General features: G+C 36.3%; 17 protein-coding genes and 1 other annotated feature. All 17 genes read left to right on the forward strand.

Features of this window, described 5'->3' with window-relative positions; translation table 11 throughout:
• The 17 genes from murG (at window position 1) to DN394_RS04120 (ending at window position 16,537) form a co-directional block, all read left to right on the forward strand.
• Window positions 1-1,095 (forward strand): undecaprenyldiphospho-muramoylpentapeptide beta-N-acetylglucosaminyltransferase, encoded by a 1,095-nt coding sequence (gene murG / locus DN394_RS04040; protein WP_001265424.1) that lies wholly within the window; start codon window positions 1-3, stop codon window positions 1,093-1,095.
• Between the two features lie 61 nt (window positions 1,096-1,156).
• Window positions 1,157-2,062, forward strand: a complete 906-nt coding sequence (gene murB / locus DN394_RS04045) for a UDP-N-acetylmuramate dehydrogenase (RefSeq protein ID WP_048546089.1) — start codon at window positions 1,157-1,159, stop codon at window positions 2,060-2,062.
• A gap of 98 nt (window positions 2,063-2,160) precedes the next feature.
• Window positions 2,161-2,931 carry a cell division protein DivIB gene (gene divIB, locus DN394_RS04050; protein ID WP_000798232.1) on the forward strand — a complete coding sequence of 257 codons (771 nt, stop codon included), beginning with the start codon at window positions 2,161-2,163 and terminating at the stop codon, window positions 2,929-2,931.
• A gap of 400 nt (window positions 2,932-3,331) precedes the next feature.
• Entirely contained in the window at window positions 3,332-4,639 is a 1,308-nt protein-coding gene (gene ftsA, locus DN394_RS04055; RefSeq protein ID WP_046957417.1) for a cell division protein FtsA, read from the forward strand.
• Window positions 4,640-4,678: 39 nt separating this feature from the next.
• The gene (ftsZ, locus tag DN394_RS04060; RefSeq protein ID WP_000888983.1) at window positions 4,679-5,833 is read left to right on the forward strand and encodes a cell division protein FtsZ; all 1,155 of its coding nucleotides are present in this window, start codon (window positions 4,679-4,681) and stop codon (window positions 5,831-5,833) included.
• A 313-nt stretch (window positions 5,834-6,146) separates the two neighbouring features.
• Window positions 6,147-7,064: a sigma-E processing peptidase SpoIIGA gene (gene spoIIGA / locus DN394_RS04065; RefSeq protein ID WP_000261976.1), complete on the forward strand. Its 918-nt coding sequence runs from the start codon at window positions 6,147-6,149 to the stop codon at window positions 7,062-7,064.
• A 19-nt stretch (window positions 7,065-7,083) separates the two neighbouring features.
• The gene (gene sigE, locus DN394_RS04070; protein WP_000976947.1) at window positions 7,084-7,803 is read left to right on the forward strand and encodes an RNA polymerase sporulation sigma factor SigE; all 720 of its coding nucleotides are present in this window, start codon (window positions 7,084-7,086) and stop codon (window positions 7,801-7,803) included.
• A 157-nt stretch (window positions 7,804-7,960) separates the two neighbouring features.
• A complete protein-coding gene (gene sigG / locus DN394_RS04075) occupies window positions 7,961-8,740 on the forward strand; it encodes an RNA polymerase sporulation sigma factor SigG (RefSeq protein ID WP_000197753.1) in 780 nt (259 codons plus the stop codon).
• Between the two features lie 172 nt (window positions 8,741-8,912).
• Window positions 8,913-9,191: a YlmC/YmxH family sporulation protein gene (locus tag DN394_RS04080; RefSeq protein ID WP_000619414.1), complete on the forward strand. Its 279-nt coding sequence runs from the start codon at window positions 8,913-8,915 to the stop codon at window positions 9,189-9,191.
• A gap of 117 nt (window positions 9,192-9,308) precedes the next feature.
• Window positions 9,309-10,127, forward strand: coding sequence for a peptidoglycan editing factor PgeF (pgeF, locus tag DN394_RS04085; protein ID WP_046956465.1), 819 nt, complete (start codon window positions 9,309-9,311; stop codon window positions 10,125-10,127).
• Window positions 10,124-10,798 (forward strand): YggS family pyridoxal phosphate-dependent enzyme, encoded by a 675-nt coding sequence (locus DN394_RS04090; RefSeq protein ID WP_098208796.1) that lies wholly within the window; start codon window positions 10,124-10,126, stop codon window positions 10,796-10,798. Before pgeF ends, DN394_RS04090 begins: the two co-directional genes overlap by 4 nt.
• A 19-nt stretch (window positions 10,799-10,817) precedes the next feature.
• Window positions 10,818-11,288, forward strand: a complete 471-nt coding sequence (locus DN394_RS04095) for a cell division protein SepF (protein WP_000119131.1) — start codon at window positions 10,818-10,820, stop codon at window positions 11,286-11,288.
• A 6-nt stretch (window positions 11,289-11,294) separates the two neighbouring features.
• On the forward strand, window positions 11,295-11,558 hold the full coding sequence (locus tag DN394_RS04100; RefSeq protein ID WP_000259082.1) for a YggT family protein: 264 nt from the start codon (window positions 11,295-11,297) through the stop codon (window positions 11,556-11,558).
• A gap of 15 nt (window positions 11,559-11,573) precedes the next feature.
• On the forward strand, window positions 11,574-12,341 hold the full coding sequence (locus tag DN394_RS04105; protein WP_000029706.1) for a YlmH family RNA-binding protein: 768 nt from the start codon (window positions 11,574-11,576) through the stop codon (window positions 12,339-12,341).
• A gap of 89 nt (window positions 12,342-12,430) precedes the next feature.
• Window positions 12,431-12,937: a septum site-determining protein DivIVA gene (divIVA, locus tag DN394_RS04110; RefSeq protein ID WP_001131609.1), complete on the forward strand. Its 507-nt coding sequence runs from the start codon at window positions 12,431-12,433 to the stop codon at window positions 12,935-12,937.
• A gap of 51 nt (window positions 12,938-12,988) precedes the next feature.
• Window positions 12,989-13,213 (forward strand) — a binding site (T-box leader).
• A 71-nt stretch (window positions 13,214-13,284) separates the two neighbouring features.
• A complete protein-coding gene (gene ileS2, locus DN394_RS04115; protein ID WP_098953648.1) occupies window positions 13,285-16,050 on the forward strand; it encodes an isoleucine--tRNA ligase in 2,766 nt (921 codons plus the stop codon).
• 157 nt (window positions 16,051-16,207) lie between these two features.
• Window positions 16,208-16,537, forward strand: a complete 330-nt coding sequence (locus DN394_RS04120; RefSeq protein WP_001004658.1) for a TraR/DksA C4-type zinc finger protein — start codon at window positions 16,208-16,210, stop codon at window positions 16,535-16,537.
• Window positions 16,538-16,627 lie beyond the last annotated feature (90 nt).

Here is a 16,627-nt window from a genome sequence, read left to right on the forward strand (position 1 = left end):
GTGCGTGTATTAGTAAGTGGTGGGGGCACTGGAGGTCATATTTATCCGGCTCTTGCTCTAATAAGAGAAATAAAAAAATTAAATCCGGAAGCAAGGTTTTTATATATTGGTACGGAGAGTGGATTAGAGAGCACAATCGTTCCAAAAGCAGGCATACCGTTTCAATCTATTGTTATAAGTGGATTTAAGCGTAAAATATCGTTAGATAACGTGAAAACGGTGATGCGTTTCCTAAAGGGTGTACAAGATAGTAAACGATATATTCGTCGTTTTAATCCGGATATTGTGATTGGAACGGGTGGATATGTATGTGGACCAGTTGTATATGCTGCAGCAAAATTAGGTATTCCAACCATTGTACATGAACAAAATAGTGTACCTGGTGTAACGAATAAATTTTTAAGCCGCTATGTTGATAAAGTTGCGGTTTGTTTTGAAGCGGCTGCAGAACATTTTCCACAGTCAAAAGTGGTGATGACAGGGAATCCAAGAGCATCAGAAGTAATGGATCAGAATGGAATGAAAGGAAAACGTTCAGTAGGTTTATCTCTTCCTAAAAAATCGGTACTTATTTTTGGTGGAAGTCGTGGGGCTAGACCGATTAACGATGCTTTCGTAGAGGCAATTGAACAGTTTGGAAATAAAAGTTACGAAATATTGTATGTAACAGGTGAAGTTCATTATGACAAAGTGATGGAAGCAGTGAAGCAAAAAGGGAATCCGAATAATGTTATTATTAAACCTTTCATTCATAATATGCCAGAGGTACTTACAGGTGTAGATCTTGTTGTTTCAAGAGCGGGGGCAACAACACTTGCAGAATTAACCGCGTTAGGTAAGCCAAGTGTGTTAATACCGAGTCCTTACGTAACAAATAACCATCAGGAAAAGAATGCACGTTCCGTTGTCGATAAAGGAGCAGCAAAAATGTTGCTTGAAAAAGATTTAACAGCAGAAACGCTTATTCGTGATATTGATGAGATTTTATTAGATGCACAAACATTACAAAATATGAAGCTGGCTGCGGGGCAATTAGGTATTCCAGATGCAGCAAATAAGCTGTATGAAGTAATGAATAAGCTTGTAAAAAAATAACGTTAGGTGAACGCCCTGCATACTACTGTAATAAGGATACTTAGTATGGGGGAGATTGTTTATGGAGCAATTAGTAAATGAGCTTATAGAAGCAAATGTTGGTCGCGTGTTAGTGAATGAAGCGTTAGCGCGTTATACCACTATGAAAATAGGTGGACCAGCTGATATTTTAATTGTGCCAAAGCATGTTGCCAGTATTGAAAAAACGTTGCAGTTAGTAAAAAAATATAAAACAAAGTGGACTGTAATTGGTCGAGGTTCGAACCTTCTTGTATCTGATCTAGGTATAGAAGGTGTCGTTATTCGTTTAGGAGAAGGATTAGACCACTTAGAAGTCGAAAAACATAGAGTAAGAGTTGGTGGTGGGTATCCCCTTATTAAATTATCAACTTTACTTAGTCGTCAAGGGTTATCCGGCCTGGAATTTGCCAGTGGTATTCCAGGAAGTGTTGGTGGTGCAGTGTATATGAATGCAGGAGCACATAAATCGGATATATCAAACATATTATCAAAAGCTCTTATTTTGTTTGAAAACGGAACAATTGATTGGTTAACACATGAAGAAATGGAGTTTTCCTATCGTACTTCTGTATTGCAAACGAAACGTCCTGGTATTGTTTTGGAAGCTGAGTTTCAATTGCAGGTAGGGGAGCGTGAGGGAATCGTAAGCGTCATGCAAAAGAATAAAGACTACCGTCGTGAAACACAGCCGTGGAATCATCCTTGTGCAGGAAGCATATTTCGGAATCCAATCCCATACTTTGCAGGAGACTTAATAGAAAAGGCGGGGCTTCGTGGTTATCAAATAGGCGGAGCTCAAATTTCTGAAATGCATGGGAATTTTATTATTAACACTGGGGGAGCCAGTGCGCAAGATGTCTTATCTTTAATTGCATTAATAAAACAAACAATCGAGGATAAATTTGGCGTAGAAATGCATACAGAAGTAGAAATCATTGGAAGATAACGGTTATTCGTTCCGCTCATTATCATTTATGTTATAATAAGAAGATAAGAACGGCATGAGGAACATGCCGTTTTTTATGTTACGTAGGGGGATCGTACATGAAAAATAGTAAAGTGATTAAACTACAGGATCGTGTACCAAAGTTAAAAAATCAACAGAAGAAAAACAAGAAAAATGTTAATCATCGGTTGATTTTATACATATCAATTTTATTTTTATTAGTGCTCTTTTTAATTTATTTTCGGTCTCCGCTAAGCAATATCAAAAAGATAAGTGTGTTTGGAAATCATTATATGACAGATGAACAAGTGATGAAGGAATCAGGTGTGACGTATGATACAAGTTATTTCCGAGTGACAGCACATAAAGCAGAAGAAAACCTAACGAAACGAAAAGAAATTAAAGCAGTAAATGTAAAAAAACGTTTTCCAAATAAAATTGATGTTCATATTGAAGAATATTTAACGATTGGTTATATAAACAAAGATGGGAAATTACAACCGTTACTAGAGAACGGGAAAACACTTGATGTACTTCCGAACGGAAAACTTCCTGTTGCAGCACCAATTTTTGAACCTTTTAAAGAGGAAAAAATGAAGGAGTTAATTGCTGAGCTTGAAAAATTAACACCAACTATTTTAAGGTCTATTTCTGAAATTCGTTATTCACCGACGAATGCGAATGAAGATCATCTTACTTTATATATGAACGAAGGGTACGAAGTGAGCACTACGATTCAAAATTTCGCAAAGCGTATGGAAGCTTATCCGCTTATCTTAAAAACAATTGAGCCGGGTAAAAAGGTATTAATTGATTTAGAAGTAGGGGCATATACGAAAGAATTAGGAGCGGAAGAAAAAAAAGAATAGAACGATAGTTTTTACTACGTTCCTGTAGAAAAAACGAAACGAATGTTCTGTTGAATGCATCTGAATTTACAAGAATGGTTCATTTGATGAAAAAGATGTAAAAATTCTTAGATTCATACTAGGATTGGTACAAGTTTCACTTTTCTATGAGTACATCTTAGTGTAGACTTATACTTGGCGGTAATCTTTACACTTGAAATAGAATTATTTCAAGATAAGCAGTTATTCACAGTTTACTGCGATATTCTTAAATGAATGTTAAATAAAAATAAGAAAAATATAGGGTTAAAAAAGGGAAACGTATAAAGACGTTGAATATTTTTCTTATAAATAGTAAAGTTGCGATTGTTGTTCCATATATTGAGTTGTATGGTATAAATAAAGAAGGAGGTGCCAAAGAATGAACAGCAATGAAATATATGTTAGTCTTGACATCGGTACATCCAATGTTAAAGTCATCATTGGTGAAATGGTTAATGACAGCTTAAACATTATTGGTGTTGGAAATGTAAAATCAAATGGTTTAAAGAAGGGATCGATAGTTGATATAGACGAGACTGTTCGATCAATTAAAAAAGCAATTGAACAAGCTGAGCGCATGGTGGGAATCCACATTGAGCAAGTTGTAGTAGGTGTCAATGCAAACCAGGTACAGCTACTTCCTTGTCACGGAGTAGTCGCTGTTTCAAATGAAGATCGTGAAATCGGGAATGAAGATGTCTTACGCGTTCTAGATGCAGCACAAGTTGTGTCAATTGCTCCAGAGCGTGAGTTTATTGATGTGGTACCTCGACAGTTCATCGTAGACGGTCTTGACGAGATTAACGATCCACGCGGGATGATCGGTGTAAGATTAGAAATGGAAGGTACACTTATAACAGGCTCGAGAACTTTACTACATAACCTACTTCGTTGTGTAGAAAAAGCAGGTCTTGAAATAGTTGATATTTGTCTTCAACCTTTAGCGGCTGCAACAGTTGCTATATCTTCAGATGAGAAACATAGAGGAGTAGCCCTTGTTGATATGGGGGGAGGATCTACAACTTTATCTATTTTTAAAGATGGAGAGTTACAAGCGACGAGCGTATTACCGTTAGGTGGAGACCATATAACGAAGGATATTGCGATTGGGTTGAAAACTTCAACAGACAATGCAGATCAAATAAAGTTGAAATATGGACATGCTTTTTATGATACAGCATCTGAAGAAGAGATGTTTACGGTTCCTATTATGGGAAGCGATCAAACAGAACAATATTCTCAGTTGGAATTATCGGATATAATAGAGGCTCGTGTAGAGGAAATTTTAATGTTTGTTCAAGATGAAGTGCGTAAGTTAGGAGTAAAGCAAGTAGCTTCTGGCTATGTACTAACTGGTGGAATTGCTTCTATGCCGGGTGTTCTTGATCTTGCATATGATATTTTACATGAAAATGTTCGTATAGCGACTCCTGATTATATTGGTGTGCGTGAGCCCCAATATACAAGTGGAGTAGGATTAATTAAACATTCTTATCAAAAAGCTAAATTACGTGGGAAAAATGTGCAGGAAAAGCAAGAACATTTTGAACCAGTACCAGCACCAGCACCAACGCCGGTACAACAGCAACCTGCGAAACAAAAAACTCGTAATCAAAACAATAATAATCAAAGTGATGAACGTATGATGTCAAAAGTAAAACGTGTATTCCGTTATTTATGGGATTAAAATTGGACACGAAAAATGAGGTTCTAGGGGGATTTCGACATGTTAGAGTTTGATACTACTCAAGATCAATTAGCGAATATAAAAGTTATCGGTGTCGGCGGTGGCGGAAACAATGCTGTAAACCGTATGATTGAACACGGTGTACAAGGTGTAGACTTTATCGCTGTGAATACTGATGCACAAGCATTAAATCTATCAAAAGCTGAAACAAAAATGCAAATTGGTGGAAAATTAACACGTGGACTTGGTGCAGGTGCAAACCCTGAAGTAGGGAAAAAAGCTGCAGAAGAAAGTAAAGAACAGATCCAAGAAGCACTTCGTGGTGCGGATATGGTCTTCGTAACTGCTGGTATGGGCGGCGGAACTGGAACTGGTGCAGCTCCAGTTGTTGCTCAAGTTGCAAAAGAATTAGGTGCATTAACAGTTGGTGTTGTGACACGTCCATTTACATTTGAAGGACGTAAACGTGCAACGCAAGCAGCATCTGGTATTGCGGCATTTAAAGAAAATGTAGATACGCTTATTGTAATTCCAAACGATCGCTTATTAGAGATTGTTGATAAAAATACGCCGATGTTAGAAGCATTCCGTGAAGCAGATAACGTATTACGTCAAGGTGTTCAAGGTATTTCTGATTTAATTGCAACACCAGGTTTAATTAACTTAGACTTCGCAGACGTAAAGACAATTATGTCTAATAGAGGTTCTGCTTTAATGGGTATTGGTTCTGGTAATGGAGAAAATCGTGCTGCTGAAGCTGCGAAAAAAGCGATTTCTAGTCCATTATTAGAAACATCTATTGATGGAGCTCAAGGTGTTATCATGAACATTACGGGTGGAGCTAACTTAAGCTTATATGAAGTACAAGAAGCGGCAGACATTGTAGCTTCAGCTTCAGATCCAGAAGTAAATATGATCTTCGGTTCTGTTATTAATGAAGGATTAAAAGATGATATCGTTGTAACTGTAATTGCAACTGGTTTTGATGATAGTGCTTCGACGCAGCCACCAAAACCAATTATCCGTCCGACTGCGAATCACACGCAACAACAGCAACAGCAAGTAGCTCAACCTTCAAAACAACGTGAAGTTAAGCGTGAAATGAAACGTGAAGAGCCGGTTGTGCATGAGCGTCATACAGATTCAGATGACATCGATATTCCAGCATTCTTACGTAACCGTCGTAGACGATAAAAGAAAAGGAGTTTTTATGCTCCTTTTTTGTTTTATATAGGGAAAAGATCTGCTAAGCAGGTCTTTTTTTATTTTATATATTTCGATTTATCCCGCTATTTGCTGGGCAGCCTGATTGGTGCGGGGTGATTAAAGTTTCACTTAATATATAAGTAAAAAGATATAGTATTCTATGAAACATATACTTTTATTTTTTACCGACAGATTTTGTCTAGAAAGCACAAAATAACAAAAAAACACCTCCGCAAATTGACACACTTTCCTATTGGATATGCATTATACTAGTCTCAACTTAAAAAAAGAGGTGAATTGTTTGGTTGTTTACGCCGACGTTGTTTGGTTGTTAAACGCCTGCATTGATTTTCTTTTACTTTTATTAACAGCAACCGTGTTAAAAAAGAAGATCAAAAGATGGAGGCTTGTGTTAGGGGCATTTATAGGTTCAACCATTGTTATTTTTGCCTTTACTCCTTTTGCTTCTATGATGACACATCCAATTATGAAACTACTGTACTCGTTACTTATTGTGTATACAGCATTTGGGTTTACAACGTTTAGAAACTATGCACAAACTGTTTTTACTTTTTACTTTGTAACCTTTATGGTTGGCGGAGGGTTAATTGGGACTCATTTCTTTTTGCAAACGAATGAAATGGTAAATGGATTGGTTCAATCTCAATCAATTTCTTACGGTGATCCAATTAGCTGGTTGTTTGTTGTTTTTGGTTTTCCAGTAATTTATTATTTTTCTAAAAAACGTATTGAAAGCGTAGAGGTTACAAAAATACACTATGACCAAATTGTGAAATTGAAAATTCAATTAGCTGAAGAGGAACTAGAACTCGCAGGTTTAATTGATAGTGGGAACCAACTTTACGACCCGTTAACAAAAACACCCGTTATGATTATGCATATTTCATCATTAGAGCATTGCTTGCCAGCTTGGTTAACAGAACAAATTTATTCCAAAACAGAGATTCCTCAAATACCAGAAAATGATTCTGGCTGGGCAACAAAATTACGCTTAATTCCTTTCAGAGCAGTAGGAGTAGAGAATCAATTTTTATGGGCAATTAAGCCAGACAGTGTGCAAATTTATCATGAAGGTAGTTCTATTGTAGTCAGCAAAGTATTGATTGGATTAAATACACAACAGTTGTCAACCAATGGAGAGTATCAATGTATTGTGCATCCGAAAATGTTAATTTCGCAAAAAATGGTAATTGCTTAATAATGGGAGGCGGGATAATATGATGAAATTAAAATTTTATTTAGTATACCTTTGGTATAAAGTATTGTTGAAATTAGGAATTAAGACCGATGAAATTTATTATATCGGTGGAAGTGAAGCGTTGCCACCACCGTTAACGAAAGAAGAAGAGGAAGTTCTTTTGAATAAATTGCCAAAAGGAGATCAGGCAGCAAGATCGTTACTGATTGAACGCAACTTACGCTTAGTTGTATATATAGCAAGAAAGTTTGAAAATACAGGGATAAATATTGAAGATTTGATTAGTATAGGAACAATCGGCCTTATTAAAGCAGTGAATACATTTAATCCGGAAAAGAAAATAAAATTAGCGACATATGCCTCACGTTGTATAGAAAATGAAATTTTAATGCATTTGCGTCGGAATAATAAAAATCGTTCAGAAGTTTCTTTTGACGAACCGCTTAACATCGATTGGGACGGGAATGAACTTTTGTTATCAGATGTATTAGGTACAGATGATGATATTATTACAAAAGATTTAGAAGCTACTGTAGATCGTCATCTTCTAATGAAAGCATTGCATCAATTAAATGATCGTGAAAAACAAATTATGGAACTTCGGTTTGGGCTTGCTGGAGAAGAGGAAAAGACGCAAAAAGATGTGGCGGATATGCTTGGGATTTCACAGTCATACATTTCGCGTTTAGAAAAAAGAATCATAAAAAGATTACGAAAAGAATTTAATAAAATGGTGTAAAGAATAAGACCAGCCGTTATCTAGGCTGGTCTTATTCTCTTTCGTTGTATGAGAAGAGACAACGAAAATGAAAAATGAAGAGAAAACCGCATGCATAAAATCCCCTTCAAAGGAAATACTTTACACTGTACAGCAACTCCCGATAGGAGGGAACACTTTGACGAGAAACAAAGTAGAAATTTGCGGTGTTGATACAGCTAAACTTCCCGTACTAAAAAATGATGAAATGCGTAAATTATTTCGTGAAATGCAAAGTGGAGAGATAAGCGCAAGAGAGAAATTAGTGAATGGAAACTTACGTCTTGTACTGAGCGTCATCCAAAGATTTAATAACAGAGGAGAATATGTTGACGATTTATTTCAAGTTGGTTGCATCGGACTTATGAAATCCATTGATAACTTTGATTTAGGCCAAAATGTAAAATTTTCAACGTATGCTGTGCCGATGATTATTGGGGAAATACGCAGATATTTGCGTGATAATAATCCGATTCGCGTATCTCGATCATTACGAGATATTGCGTATAAAGCGTTACAAGTAAGAGAGAAATTGATTGCAGAAAATTCAAAAGAACCAACAGCAATGGATATTGCAAAAGTGCTTGAAGTGACTCATGAAGAAATTGTTTTTGCATTAGATGCGATTCAAGATCCAGTTTCATTATTTGAACCGATTTATAACGATGGGGGAGATCCTATCTTTGTTATGGATCAGTTAAGTGATGAAAAACAAAAGGACGAGCAGTGGGTTGAAGAGTTAGCACTGAAAGAAGGGATGAAGCGTTTAAATGATCGTGAGAAAATGATTATTCGAAAACGTTTCTTTCAAGGAAAGACACAAATGGAAGTTGCAGAAGAAATTGGGATTTCTCAAGCACAAGTGTCACGTTTAGAGAAATCAGCTATTAAACAAATGAATAAGACGATTCAAGGATAAGGTTTCACCATTTATGGTGAAACCTTTTTATATGTAATATAGTTTGTCTTCGCTCATAGTAGGGAAGCTGTGTTCATATAATGAAAATAATATGGGATTAGTAGAGGGTGCTTCCTGTTAATTTGAGAAACAGTGTTTTTTCAATTCGTCATATATAAGGGAGAGGATGAAAATGATAAGAATTTCGGAGTTGCAGATGAAAGAGATAATAAATGTTTCAGATGGAAAAAGGCTTGGGAATATTGGAGATATTGAAATTGATATGAACACAGGGAAGATCGGGTCTATTATTATTTCCAAACAGGCACGTATGTTAGGGATCTTTGGGAAGGATGTAGAAATTGTAATTCCTTGGGAGGAAATTATGAAAATTGGGGAAGATGTCATACTTGTTAGAGTAAATCCTGTTAATTCTGTAACAGAATCAATACAAACACCGACAATTTCATAAAGAATATTACAAATTCCTCTTTTTTTTCTGTTGGCATTATGAAAAAATAAAAGTATGGTAAAATAGACAGGAAGTACCATGCTTTTTTATGTTATTTTAATTAAAAGGAGTCACTTTATGAGACAACCATTTAAATATGTGGACGGTATACTGTATTTACAAGCGTGGAAAGAACTTGGAAACATTACTGCTGGATTTACGACAAAAGATGGTGGGGTAAGTACGGGCTCCTTTCATGCGATGAATTTAGGATTACATGTGAATGATATCGTGGAGAACGTTCATGAAAACAGACGCATTTTAGCAAATAAGTTACAAAAACCATTAGAAAACTGGATTTGCTCTGAACAAGTTCATGATCATCATGTTGAAAAAGTAGGACAACAGGAAAAAGGAAGTGGCGTCTATTCATATGAAGACGGCATTTCAAAAACAGATGGCATTTATACGACTAATAATGATGTTCTTCTAACATCATGTTACGCGGATTGTGTTCCACTCTATTTTTATGCACCATCACATGGTATGATAGGACTTGCGCATGCTGGATGGAAAGGGACTGTAAAAGAGATTGCAAAGGAAATGATTCAAAAATGGAATGCAGAAGGGATTTCAAGTGATGAAATTCATGTTGCAATTGGACCAGCAATTGGATCTTGTTGTTACGTTGTTGATGATCGAGTGTTAACAGCAGCAGAGCAAGTAGTAAACGGCTCTGTCCCTTATAAAAAAATTTCTGATGGGCAGTACGCAATTAATTTAAAAGAAATTAATCGTATATTATGTGTACAATCAGGCATAAAAGAAGAGAATATTGTAATGTCATCTCTTTGTACAAGCTGTGAAGAACAACTATTTTTCTCTCATCGTCGTGATCAAGGTAAGACAGGAAGAATGTTGAGTTTCATAGGTTTTAAGGAGGAAGAAAGCAAGTGACAGTACAAAAAAATTTAACAACTGTAAATGAAGCAATTAAACAATCTTGCGTACGAGCGGGACGTTCGTTGCAAGATATTAAACTCGTTGCGGTTACAAAAACGGTAGGAATTGAAAAAACAAACGAAGTAATTGAAGCTGGAATTATCGATTTAGGTGAAAATAGAAATGAAAGTTTCTTACAGAAGTACGAACATTTCGGTTCAAAAGTGAATTGGCATTTTATTGGATCATTACAAACGAGAAAAGTAAAAGAAATCATTAATGAAATTGATTATTTACATTCGTTAGATCGTCTTTCACTTGCAAAAGAAATTCAAAAACGTGCTGATAAGAAAGTGAAATGTTTTGTTCAAGTGAAAACATCATCTGAAGAATCAAAGCAAGGATTGGCAATAGAAGAAACCGTTTCTTTTATTCAAAGTTTGCAAGAATTGGATAAGATTGAAGTGGTAGGACTAATGACAATGGCTCCGTTTACAGAAGAAGAGGAAGAAATCAGACGCTGTTTTAAGGAGTTGTGTATGCTACAAACAGAGGTGCAGGAGCTAGAATTATTACATGCGCCATGTAAAGAATTATCAATGGGAATGTCTAATGATTACACGATTGCAATTGAAGAAGGTGCTACATATATTCGTTTGGGGACGATTTTAGTAGGAAAAGCGTAAAAGGAAGGAGAATCTTATTATGAGTTGGTCAAAAGTAAAATACTTCTTTTTTGATACACCGGAAGAAAAAGAAGCAGCTCAATATAGTTATGAAAAGGAGCAAACAGACATGAAGAAGCAGCAAGATCCGCCAGAACAACAAGATGTTGCGTTTCCAAAAGCGCAACCGAAACAAAATGTTGTGAGCATTGAAACGGCAAAGCAATCTTCAAAAGTTGTTTTATTAGAACCACGCACATATTCGGAAGCACAAGGGATTTCGGACCATTTAAAAGGTAGACGAGCTGTTGTGATTAATTTACAACGAATGTCTACTGATCAAGCTGTACGTATCGTTGACTTTTTAAGTGGTACTGTATACGCTATAGGCGGGGACATTCAAAAAATAGGACCGAAAACATTTATGTGTACCCCTGAAAATGTAGATATTGTTGGTGCAATTTCAGAGTTATTCGGTGAAGAAGAAGACACAAATATAAAGAGGTGGTAATACGCCATGGTAACAGTTTTAAACGTTTTAATTACTGCTATCGAGATCTACTCGTGGGCACTTATTATTTACATTCTTCTATCATGGTTCCCTGGTGCAAAGGAATCAACTTTTGGAGAAATTCTTGCGCGTATTTGTGAACCGTATTTAGAACCATTTCGCAGATTTATTCCGCCGCTTGGTATGATTGATATCTCTCCACTCGTTGCGATTTTCACGTTAAAGCTTGCTACGAATGGTTTAATAAGTATATTCAACTATTTCTTATAGTAAGAGGTTAAATACATGAGCATCTATGAACATTTCAGACCCGATGAAGAGGTCTTTGTGGATAAGGTGTTAGAGTGGAAGCGAGCAGCGGAGTACCATCAAGTGAAGTTAACAGACTTCCTTGATCCAAGACAACAACAAATTGTCACTATGGTAATAGGACAAGGGGATGTTGCTGTACAGTTTGATGGTGCAACGCCTCATGCAGAGCGTAAGAGAGCACTCATTTATCCGGACTATCTAGTAGTGAATGAAGAGGAATTTCAAGTAGAAGTATTGGAAATTGACTATCCTTCCAAGTTTTATACGCTAGAACATAGGCAAATATTAGGTACATTTATGTCTCTTGGTTTAACGAGAGAAAAATGTGGTGATATTTTGCTTCAAGAAGATCGTGCCCAAATTGTAGTCGCGAAAGAAGTTGTATCTTATATTGAGATGAACTTACAATCTATAGGGAAAGTGAAAGTCTCCTTATCACCAGTGCAAGGAGAAAAAATTCTACAGATGCAAGAAACGTGGGGAGAGAAATCTGGAACGGTTTCTTCACTTCGTTTAGATGTTATGTTAGCTGAAATGTTACATATATCCAGACAAAAAGTACAACCTTTCATAAAAAATGGTTTAGTAAAAGTTAATTGGAAAACAGTGGAGCAAACTTCTTATGAATGTTATCCAGGAGATGTTTTTTCAGTGAGAGGATATGGACGAAGTAAATTGTTTTCTGTAGAAGGTAGAACAAAGCGCGACAAATGGAGAATTTTGTATGGTATACTAAAATGATTGGTTTTTTAGAAGGAAATCCTCCTATTTTGTCGAAGAAAAGATATAATTGAAATAGGAAATTTAGATAACTACTTGGAGGTGGCGTTGTGCCGTTAACACCATTAGATATTCATAACAAAGAATTTGGTCGCGGATTCCGTGGCTATGATGAAGATCAAGTAAATGAGTTTCTTGATCAAATTATCAAAGATTATGAATTAGTCATTCGTGAGAAAAAAGCTTTAGAAGAAAAAGTTGCGCAATTAGAAGGGAAGTTAGATCATTTCTCTAATATTGAAGATACGTTAAACAAATCTATCATCGTTGCACAAGAAGCAGCGGAAGAAGTAAAACGTAATGCGCAAAAAGAAGCAAAATTAATCGTACGTGAAGCTGAAAAGAATGCAGACCGTATTATTAACGAAGCGTTAGTAAAATCAAGAAAAGTTGCCTTTGATATTGAAGAGCTAAAGAAACAAGCGAAAGTATTCCGCACTCGTTTCCGTATGTTATTAGAAACACAGCTTGAAATGTTAAACAACGATGATTGGGATAAACTAATTGAGTTAGAAGACGAAGTAGATGAACTGTTGAAAAAAGAAGAAACAGTGTAAGCTTGACGTTTTTCTCATTATTACATATAATTTTAAACAACATATTTATTAAGAAAAACGAAGATAGGGATAAGTACCTTTTTCATACCTTATATAGCGAACTGAGGATGGTGTAAGCTCAGGATAAGGAGATAATGGGAATATCACCCTGGAGTTCCGCGCTGAACAAATAGAGTAAGCGTAGGCGTATATTCGCGTTAAGAATATAAAGAGGATTGTATACATACGTATAGGATCTACTAGGGTGGTACCGCGGGAGACTTTCTCGTCCCTTTTTGGGATGAGAAGGTCTCTTTTTTATTCCGTTTTTTAAGTGTTTCTTTTATACATGTAAGGAGGAATTGAGCATGGAGTACAAAAATACATTACTAATGCCAAAAACAGAGTTCCCAATGCGTGGGAATTTACCAAAACGTGAGCCTGCAATGCAAGAACAGTGGGCTGAAATGAATATTTATGAAAAGGTACAAGAACATACGAAAGGTCGTCCTTTATTTGTACTGCATGATGGACCTCCATATGCGAATGGTGACATTCATATGGGACATGCATTAAATAAAGTGCTAAAAGACTTTATTGTTCGTTATAAATCAATGACAGGTTACTGCGCACCATATGTACCGGGTTGGGATACACACGGTTTACCAATTGAGCAAGCTTTAACAAATAAAGGTGTAAAGCGTAAAGAAATGACAGTTGCTGAGTTCCGTAAGTTATGTGCAGAGTATGCATATGAACAAGTAGAACGTCAACGTGAACAATTTAAGCGTTTAGGTGTACGTGCAGATTGGGATAACCCATATATTACTTTAGAGCCGGCTTATGAAGCGCAACAAATTAAAGTGTTCGGTGATATGGCGAAAAAAGGTTATATCTATAAAGGACAGAAACCAGTTTACTGGTCTCCAACGAGTGAATCAGCTTTAGCAGAAGCTGAAATTGAATACCAAGATAAAAAATCAGCATCTATTTACGTAGCATTCCCTGTAAAAGACGGAAAGAACGTATTAGAAGGTGATGAGAAATTTATTATCTGGACAACAACACCTTGGACGTTACCTGCAAACTTAGGTATTTCTGTTCACCCAGAACTTGAATACGCTATTGTAAAAGTAAATGATGAAAAATATATTATTGCTTCTGAACTATTTGAGACAGTTGCAAAAACGTTAGAGTGGGAAAATGCTGAAGTTGTGAAAACGGTAAAAGGTAGCGAACTTGAGTATACAGTTGCAAAACATCCATTCTACGATCGTGATTCATTAGTTATGCTAGGAGATCACGTAACAACAGATGCAGGTACAGGTTGTGTTCATACAGCACCAGGACACGGGGAAGATGACTTCGTTGTTGGTAAAAAGTATGGATTAGAAGTACTTTGCCCAGTTGATGATAAAGGTGTATTAACAAATGAAGCACCTGGATTTGAAGGCTTATTCTATGATAAAGCTAACAAGCCAATTACAGAAAAATTAGAAGAAGTAGGCGCGTTACTGAAACTAACATTCATTACGCATTCATACCCGCATGATTGGAGAACGAAAAAACCAATTATTTTCCGTGCGACAGCACAGTGGTTTGCATCTATTGAAGCGTTCCGTAAAGAATTATTAGAAGCTGTTGCGGAAACAAAATGGGTACCAGCATGGGGAGAAACTCGTCTTCATAATATGGTTCGTGACCGTGGTGACTGGTGTATTTCTCGTCAGCGTGCATGGGGTGTGCCAATCCCTGTATTCTATGCAGAGAATGGTGATCCAATTATTACAGATGAAACAATTAACCATGTAGCAGATTTATTCCGTGAGCACGGTTCTAACGTATGGTTTGAGCGTGAAGCGAAAGATCTATTACCAGAAGGATTTACACATACAGGTAGCCCAAATGGTGAATTCCGTAAAGAAACAGACATCATGGATGTATGGTTCGATTCAGGTTCTTCTCACCAAGCAGTATTAGAAGAGCGCGAAGACTTACAACGTCCAGCTGATTTATATTTAGAAGGATCTGACCAGTATCGTGGTTGGTTTAACTCTTCATTATCAACAGCAGTTGCTGTAACAGGTAAAGCTCCATATAAAGGCGTACTAAGCCATGGTTTCGTATTAGATGGTGAAGGACGTAAAATGAGTAAGTCGATTGGAAACATCGTCGTACCGAAGAAAATTATGGATCAATTAGGTGGAGATATTTTACGCTTATGGGTATCTTCTGTTGACTATCAATCTGATGTACGTATTTCAGATGATATTTTAAAACAAGTAGCAGAAGTGTATCGTAAAATCCGTAACACATTCCGTTTCTTATTAGGAAACTTAGATGACTTTAAGCCAAGTGAAAATACAGTAGCTGTAGCTGAACTTCGTGAAGTAGATCGTTACATGTTAGTGAAATTAAATGACTTAATTACAAAAGTAAAAGAAGCATATGAAACATACGACTTCGCTGCTGTGTATCATGCAATTCATAACTTCTGTACAATTGATTTAAGTTCATTCTACTTAGACTTTGCAAAAGACATTTTATACATTGAAGGTGCAAACCATGAAGATCGTCGTGCAATTCAAACTGTATTATATGATGTTCTTGTTGCATTGACGAAACTTGTAACACCAATCTTACCGCATACAGCTGATGAAGTATGGCCATACATTCCGGGTGTAACAGAAGAAAGTGTACAATTAACTAATATGCCAGAAGCTGTACAATTAGATGGTGCGGAAGCATTAAAAATAAAATGGGATGCATTTATGACGCTGCGTGATGACGTATTAAAAGCGTTAGAAGTAGCTCGTAATGAGAAAGTAATCGGTAAGTCATTAAATGCAAGTATTACGCTATATCCGACTGTAGAAATGAAAACTATGTTAGAGTCTATTAGCGAAGACTTAAAGCAATTATTCATCGTTTCTGAGTATAAACTGGGTGGTATGATGGAAGAAGCGCCAGCAGATGCGCCGAAGTATGAGCATACAGCGGTTGTTGTTGCTCAAGCAACTGGTGAAACATGTGAACGTTGTTGGGTAGTTTCAGAAACAATTGGTAAAGACGCTGAACATGAAACATTATGTGATCGTTGTGCAACAGTTGTTAAAGAAAACTATGTAAAATAATAAAAAAACTGACTGTGCGTAAGTACAGTCAGTTTTTTTATTGATGATATATTAAAATAACTTTCACTCTCTTTCCTATGAAGGAAAAATGTGTGTGAGGTAAGCATAGAAATTTCGGACACACTAATCGTACATTGCAGCTGGGAGGAATGTACACGTGAATGAAATGTATATGGAAATCAAAGAAGAATTGCAATTGATGCGAAAAGAGTTACAAGAGAGGCTAGCTAAAGAGGTCATGCACAAATATGATACAGAGTTTAGCGAAGAGCTTGGATATGAAATTAAGGAAGAGATAAAGAAAAAACTCCTATTACATGATATAAAAGAGGACTTAAAAGATGTAGAACGTGCATTATTTAAAATGGAAATAGATATGTATGGTATTTGTGAAGAAACGGGGAGAGCAATTTCGGTAAAACAAATGAAGACGATGCCGACTGCCCGTACCATTCATGAATTTTTCTATGAAAAAGTAAATGTATGAATGCGCACAACGATATTATGTTACCTTTTTTTAATTTATTTTATTCTTCTATAAAGGTTCATTGTGAAAAGGTTGCAGCTATGCTAAAAT

It is taken from the genome of Bacillus sp. BB081, from assembly GCF_008368895.1.
GTDB classification, from domain to species: Bacteria; Bacillota; Bacilli; order Bacillales; family Bacillaceae_G; genus Bacillus_A; species Bacillus_A wiedmannii.